Source organism: Kitasatospora sp. NPDC048540 (assembly GCF_040651175.1).
Taxonomy (GTDB): domain Bacteria; phylum Actinomycetota; class Actinomycetes; order Streptomycetales; family Streptomycetaceae; genus Kitasatospora.
The window spans coordinates 21,312-27,380 of record NZ_JBEZIR010000122.1; the positions used below are offsets into that span (position 1 = coordinate 21,312).

The window sequence follows — 6,069 nt, forward strand, 5'->3', positions numbered from 1 at the left end:
CCAAGGTCTCACGGGCGGCAGCCATTGAGCCCTAAGGTGTCCCCACAGCGCATGCAAGGAGGCACGCTTGACTATCGCAGTGAGTGTTAAGGTCCACGACGGCTTGGTGCTGGCTGCTGACAGTGCGACCACGTTTGCCACTGCTGACCTCGGCGTGATCAACGTGTACAACAACGCCAACAAGGTCTTCAACCTGCACAAGCGGCTTCCCATTGGTGCAATGACGTGGGGCCAAGGGAACATCGGCACGGCTTCGATCGCCACACTCATGAAGGATCTACGTCGGCGTTTTCAAGGTGAGGTCCCCGAGCACGGCCCGACGCTCCATGCCGACCGCTACACCATGAAGGACGTGGTCGAGATGATCACGGACTTCGTGCATGAGGAGCACATCGCCTCGCACCCGCTCAGCGGGGAACTGGGCCTACTCGTTGGCGGGTACTCGTCAGGAGGTACGCTTGCCGAGGAATACCAGATCACGTTTGCTCCAGACGCAGACCCGGTGATCTCTCCGCTCCACGAGGGCGAGACCACCGGCGTGAGCTGGTACGGCAACCCAGAGCCCATCAACCGGATCCTCAAGGGCTATAGCCTCGGCCTGGGCAACGCCCTAGTCAACCTCGGAGTGTCCGCCGAGGAGGCGCCCCTGGCCCTTGGCGCCATTGAGGAACAGCTGTCCATCCCGTTCACCCTGCCCGCCATGCCATTCCAAGATGCAATTGATCTTGCAATATGGCTGGTCGACTTGACGGCCAAGTTTGTACGCTTCACTCCAGGGGCGGACACTGTCGGTGGGCCCATCGAGGTCGCAGGCATCACCCGCCATGAGGGCTTCAAGTGGATCAGGCGCAAGCACTACTTCCCCTCCGAGCTGAACCCGACGACGGAGCTGTGAGCAGATGAACAGTGAGAACGCCCGGCCAACGTTTGGCGCGAGTGCCGCTGTCGGATTCGGGGCCGCCATGAAAAAGTTGATCAACGTGGACCGCCCCATGTCTGGGCGCTACACCCCGTCGGACTCCACGCGCCACGGCGCCGAGGACAACGGCTACAGCAAGGGCCGGATCAAGCTGTCGCTCAAGCGCCCGAAGTGACAGCAGCGGTCGGGCTCCGTCTCAGTTTTCGTCTCATTCAGACTCGACCGCGACTGTCCGTCAGCGTTCGGGCCGCCACTACGCGACCGGATCCCACCTGCTGATTAGCCCAGCGCTGGCACCGCGCCAGCCCCAGGGCGGACCTCGAAAGCGTGTGTGGGGGCAACTTCACCGTGGGTTCGAATCCCACCGCTACCGCTTCGCACGGAGGGCCCGGACTGATCACAGTCCGGGCCCTCCGTCGTACCCGCGTCCGCAGCCGGTCCCGCGGGGAGCACACGACGGGGAGAACGCGGAAGGCTCCGCACTCGCGTCCGGGCCGACCACCACCTTGGCCCGGGGAGTGCAGAGCCTGCGAGACCGTGAAGGTCTTCGGAGGGGGGAGCGGTCCCGGGGGGACGGACCGCTCCCCCTGCGGAGGTCCCACAACCGGTGCCGCGTCAGGGGGAAACCCGCGGCGCCCGGTCCCACAGCGGGGAACTCCGGTTCCGTGCGACGGGGATTCCTGCCAGATCCTCGTCACATCACCAATCCTGCCGTCCGGCTCCGGCCCGGGCATCCGGAGAAAGGCCCCACCCGCTGGGACCTTCGTCCCGACGGGTGAACGCGCCACTCACTCGATAGCCCGTCCGATGGATAAGCTGCCGCCAGGAGAGTGGGCGCCGGGGACCAGGGTGGCGCCCGGCGCTAGGGAGGCAGGCCCGTCCGATGGCTCAGGCGAAGAAAGTCGGCATGTACCTCCTGCTGATCTTCGTGATCTACACGATCATCACCTCCCCCACCCGCGCCGCCGAGCTGGTCCAGTCGGGGTTCGTCGGGATCTCGGACGCGGCCAAGGCGGTCGGGACCTTCATGACCGGGCTGGTGAACTGAGCGGGCGCAGCGACGGTTACCGTGGCGGGGTTCGTCCACCCTCACTGCACTGGTAGGAGCGGCTTCGTGATCCGGCACCTGGTCCTGTTCAAGCTCAACGACGGCGTCTCGAAGGACGACCCGCGCGCGGTCGCCGGCGCCGAGGCCTTCGACGCGCTCGGCTCGCTGATCCCCGAGCTGCGCGAGTGGGAGTGCGGCTGGAACACCACCGACCGCGACATCGCGCACGACTACGCGATCAACAGCCTGGTCGAGGACCGGGACGCGCTGCAGGCGTACCTCGGCCACCCGGCCCATCAGGCCGCGGCCGGCCAGTGGCGCGAGTTCGCCACCTGGGTGATCGCGGACATCGAGGTCTGACCGGTCCGGCGGCCCGGCGGGCCGCCGTGGCACACGCACGACCCGTGCGGCCCCCCGCCCCCGTCCCGGGCGGGGGGCCGCAGCACATACCGCCGTTCGCCGCAGCGTCCACCAACACGCCTATATCCGGTGCTTGCCCGCCCTATGAACGACTTGTGATGCTATGACCGGTTTTGCCGGATATGGCGAGGTGGTGATCGAGCCCCGGGCAGCACCACGGCGCCCGGTCTGCACCGGGCAGCAGGCAGCTCGGATCGTGTGGTGTCGACATTGGGAGGGGTGCAGGTGTCCGTGCGGACACAGGACGGGACGCCGGAGGCGGACCGGGACGACGGTTCCCCGGCCGCCGCCCCCGCGGCGCCCGGCGCCCGGACGGCCGCGGCCGGGCCCCCGGCGGGCGGGCCCGAGGACCAGCGGCCGGGCGTCCGCGGCAGCGCGGTGGACGTCCGCACGCTCACCCGGGTGCTCTTCGAACGGCTGGCGGAACTCCCCCCGGACGCCCCCGAGCGGGCCCGGGTCCGCGCCGCCCTGATCGAGATCAACATCCCGCTGGTGCGCTACGCGGCGACCCGCTTCCGCAGCCGCAACGAGCCGATGGAGGACATCGTCCAGGTCGGCACCATCGGCCTGATCAACGCGATCGACCGGTTCGACCCCGACCGCGGGGTGCAGTTCCCCACCTACGCGCTGCCCACCATCCTCGGCGAGATCAAGCGCTACTTCCGCGACAACGTCCGCACCATGCACGTCCCGCGCCGGCTCCAGGAGCTGTGGGTCCAGGTGAGCGGCGCGATGGAGGAGCTCACCGTGGTGCACGGCCGGGCCCCCAAGGTGCCGGAGATCGCCGCCAACCTGCGGATCCCCGAGGAGGACGTCCGGGCCTGTCTGGACGCCGGCCGCGCCTACAACGCGGCCTCGCTGGAGGCCGCCCAGGAGCACGAGGGCGGGCTGGCCCTGCTGGACCGGCTCGGCTACGAGGACTCGGCGCTGGCCGACGTCGAGCACCGCGACATGGTGCGGCACCTGCTGGTCCAGCTGCCGGAACGGGAACGCCGGATCATCATGCTGCGGTTCTTCGCCAACCTGACGCAGTCCCAGATCTCCACCGAGCTGGGGATGTCCCAGATGCACGTCTCCCGGCTGCTGGCCCGGATCCTGACCCGGCTGCGGACCGGGAACTCCTGGGAGGAGTGAGCCGGGTCGTGCGCCCGCGCCCGGACGTGGCCGCAGGATCGCACCGCGTTACCGCCGAGTGACATCTTGCGACATTCGGGTTTGCCGGGGACAGTGTGCCGGTATTGAGGTGGGGGACGAACTCATCCGGGAACCACTGTCTGGTGGTGCCCGTTGAACGGTCAGTCACGAGGGGGTGGGCGCGTGTCCGGAAAGCCGGCCAGTGCAGTCGTCGAGGCGGTCGCCGAGGAGATCCTTGAGCCTGCGGCGGTCGCCGTGGTGCCCGGCCAGGCGGCCGGGCCCGGTGACCGGTGCGCCACGGACGCGCCCGGCGGCGGTCCGGGCGGCACCGCCGGCCCCGACGGCCCGGGCGCCGACGCGTCCGCCACGGCCGCGGCGGCGCCCGTCGAGCCCGCCGACCGCACCCTGGACACCCGGACGCTGTCCCGCTCGCTGTTCCGGCGGCTCGCGGCGCTGGAGGCCGGGAGCGACGAGCACACGTACGTCCGCGACACCCTGATCGAGCTGAACCTGCCGCTGGTCCGGTACGCCTCCGCGCGCTTCCGCAGCCGCAACGAGCCGATGGAGGACATCGTCCAGGTCGGCACCATCGGCCTGATCAAGGCGATCGACCGGTTCGACCCGGACCGCGGGGTGGAGTTCCCGACCTTCGCGATGCCCACCGTGGTCGGCGAGATCAAGCGCTTCTTCCGGGACACCAGCTGGTCGGTGCGGGTGCCGCGGCGCCTGCAGGAGCTGCGGCTGGCCCTCACCAAGGCGGGCGACGAGCTCGCCCAGAAGCTGGACCGCTCCCCCACCGTCCCCGAGCTCGCCGCCTTCCTCGGCGTCAGCGACGACGACGTGGTCGAGGGCCTCGCGGTCGGCAACGCGTACACCGCCAGCTCGCTGGACTCCAGCCCCGGCGAGGACGACAACGGCGAGGGCCCGCTCGCCGACCGGCTCGGCTACGAGGACCTGGCGCTGGAGGGCGTGGAGTACCGCGAGTCGCTGAAGCCGCTGCTGGCCAAACTCCCGCCCCGGGAGCGGCGGATCATCATGCTGCGCTTCTTCGGGAACCTCACCCAGTCCCAGATCGGCGAGGAGATCGGCATCTCCCAGATGCACGTCTCCCGGCTGCTGACCAAGACCCTGGCCCAGCTGCGGGACGGTCTGATCGCGGAGGCGTAGCGGCCCGCCGGGGCCCGTCCGCCGTCGCCGCCCGCGGTGCGGGTGCGCCGCGGGCGGGCCGTCGGGGTGCGGCGGGCCCGGGCGGGTCAGACCAGGAGGTTGGCGCGCAGGCCGTCGAGGACCTGGTCGTCGAGGCCGAGACCGTCCCGCCAGAACGCGTCGAAGGACGGCCAGCCGGCCTCGACCGCGGCGAAGGCGGTCTCCAGGTACGCCCGCTCGGCGCGGAAGACCGGCAGCAGCAGCGACGGATCCTTCATCAGGCCGCGGGTGTGGAAGCTGTCGACGATCATCTCGATCAGGGCGGCCGAGCGCTGGTTGGTGAGCAGGTAGTCGTCGAAGACGGTGTCGCGGTCGACGCCGAGGGCGGTGAGCACCAGCGCCGCCGCCCAGCCGGTGCGGTCCTTGCCCGCCGAGCAGTGGAACACCAGCGGCGGCCCGTCGGGCGCCGCGAGCAGCCGGATCACGCTCGCGAACCGGTCGCGGGCCACCGGGTCGGTGACGAACCAGCGGTAGAGGCCGGTCATCATCGCGGCGGCCTTGCCGTCGCCGAGCAGGGCGCGCTGCTTGTCGGCGTCGCGGTCGGCGAGCGCGTTGCGCAGCGCCACGTAGATGTCGAAGTCCGCGGCGAAGATCGGCAGGTGGTGCAGCGCGATGCCGGCCGGGTCCGCAGGCTCGACGACACCCGGGGAGTCGGAGAACTCGGCCGCCGCGAGAGCAGCCGCGGGCAGGCCGGGGAGCCGGTCGGGACCGGCCTCGCGGACCTCGACCAGACTGCGCAGGTCGACCACCCGGCGCAGTCCGTGGTCGGCGAGCACCGCCAGGTCCTCGTCGGTGAGCCGGCTGAGCGCGTCCGCGCGCAGCGCGACGCCGTGCCGCAGCACCCGGCCGTCCGCGGTCGGGTAGCCCCCGAGGTCGCGAGCGTTGACGGCGCCCGTCAGGCCGAGGCTGCGGGCGGTCTCGGTGGGCTGCTGCGTCACGGGCTGTCCTCCAGGGGCACGGGCGTACGAGAGTCGTAGGACCCGTTCAGTCTAGGGACATCACCGCCCCCGCCACCCCCGCGGGAGCGCGGTGCGCCACCGGGCGGACGGCCCGGGGAACGGTGCGGGTGCGCGGGCCCGCGGTGTCCCCGGTCCGCCGGGCCCGGCGCCGCCGGGGTGAGGACGCAGGAGGAGTTCGGGACGGGTTACTTGACGGCGAGCCAGATCACACCGGCGACCACGACGAGCGCCAGCACGGCACCGACGATGATCATGCCGGTGCGGCCTGAACCGGCGTTGTTGTTGCTGCCGTAGGTGGTCACGGAGCCCGGGGCCTGCGGGGCCGGGGCCTCGTCGACGAACGCCCGGAACATCTGGGTGCTGCCGGCGGGGTCGTAGTCGTT

At 70.8% G+C, this 6,069-nt stretch carries 7 protein-coding genes and 1 tRNA gene; 6 read left to right on the plus strand and 2 right to left on the minus strand.

All coding sequences use genetic code 11. The annotated features are described in order from the left end of the window. Positions 1 to 67: 67 nt before the first annotated feature. The 6 genes from AB0D08_RS32795 (at position 68) to AB0D08_RS32820 (ending at position 4,688) form a co-directional block, all read left to right on the plus strand. Positions 68 to 895, plus strand: a complete 828-nt coding sequence (locus AB0D08_RS32795) for a hypothetical protein (RefSeq protein WP_359893899.1) — start codon at positions 68 to 70, stop codon at positions 893 to 895. A 305-nt stretch (positions 896 to 1,200) separates the two neighbouring features. Continuing rightward, a tRNA-Phe gene (locus tag AB0D08_RS32800) sits at positions 1,201 to 1,289 on the plus strand. 537 nt (positions 1,290 to 1,826) lie between these two features. Continuing rightward, a complete protein-coding gene (locus tag AB0D08_RS32805; protein ID WP_179419212.1) occupies positions 1,827 to 1,967 on the plus strand; it encodes a hypothetical protein in 141 nt (46 codons plus the stop codon). 66 nt (positions 1,968 to 2,033) lie between these two features. Then, positions 2,034 to 2,327, plus strand: coding sequence for a Dabb family protein (locus AB0D08_RS32810; protein WP_033818245.1), 294 nt, complete (start codon positions 2,034 to 2,036; stop codon positions 2,325 to 2,327). A 285-nt stretch (positions 2,328 to 2,612) separates the two neighbouring features. Beyond that, the gene (locus tag AB0D08_RS32815) at positions 2,613 to 3,521 is read left to right on the plus strand and encodes an RNA polymerase sigma factor SigF (RefSeq protein WP_359893901.1); all 909 of its coding nucleotides are present in this window, start codon (positions 2,613 to 2,615) and stop codon (positions 3,519 to 3,521) included. A gap of 183 nt (positions 3,522 to 3,704) precedes the next feature. Next, positions 3,705 to 4,688, plus strand: coding sequence for an RNA polymerase sigma factor SigF (locus AB0D08_RS32820; RefSeq protein WP_359893903.1), 984 nt, complete (start codon positions 3,705 to 3,707; stop codon positions 4,686 to 4,688). Between the two features lie 86 nt (positions 4,689 to 4,774). On the opposite strand, the gene AB0D08_RS32825 is transcribed toward AB0D08_RS32820, so the two are convergent. Next, positions 4,775 to 5,665, minus strand: a complete 891-nt coding sequence (locus tag AB0D08_RS32825) for a tyrosine-protein phosphatase (RefSeq protein ID WP_359893905.1) — start codon at positions 5,663 to 5,665, stop codon at positions 4,775 to 4,777. Positions 5,666 to 5,871: 206 nt separating this feature from the next. Next, positions 5,872 to 6,069, minus strand: a 198-nt coding sequence (locus AB0D08_RS32830) for a hypothetical protein (protein WP_359893906.1), incomplete at its 5' end; no start/stop codon positions are given.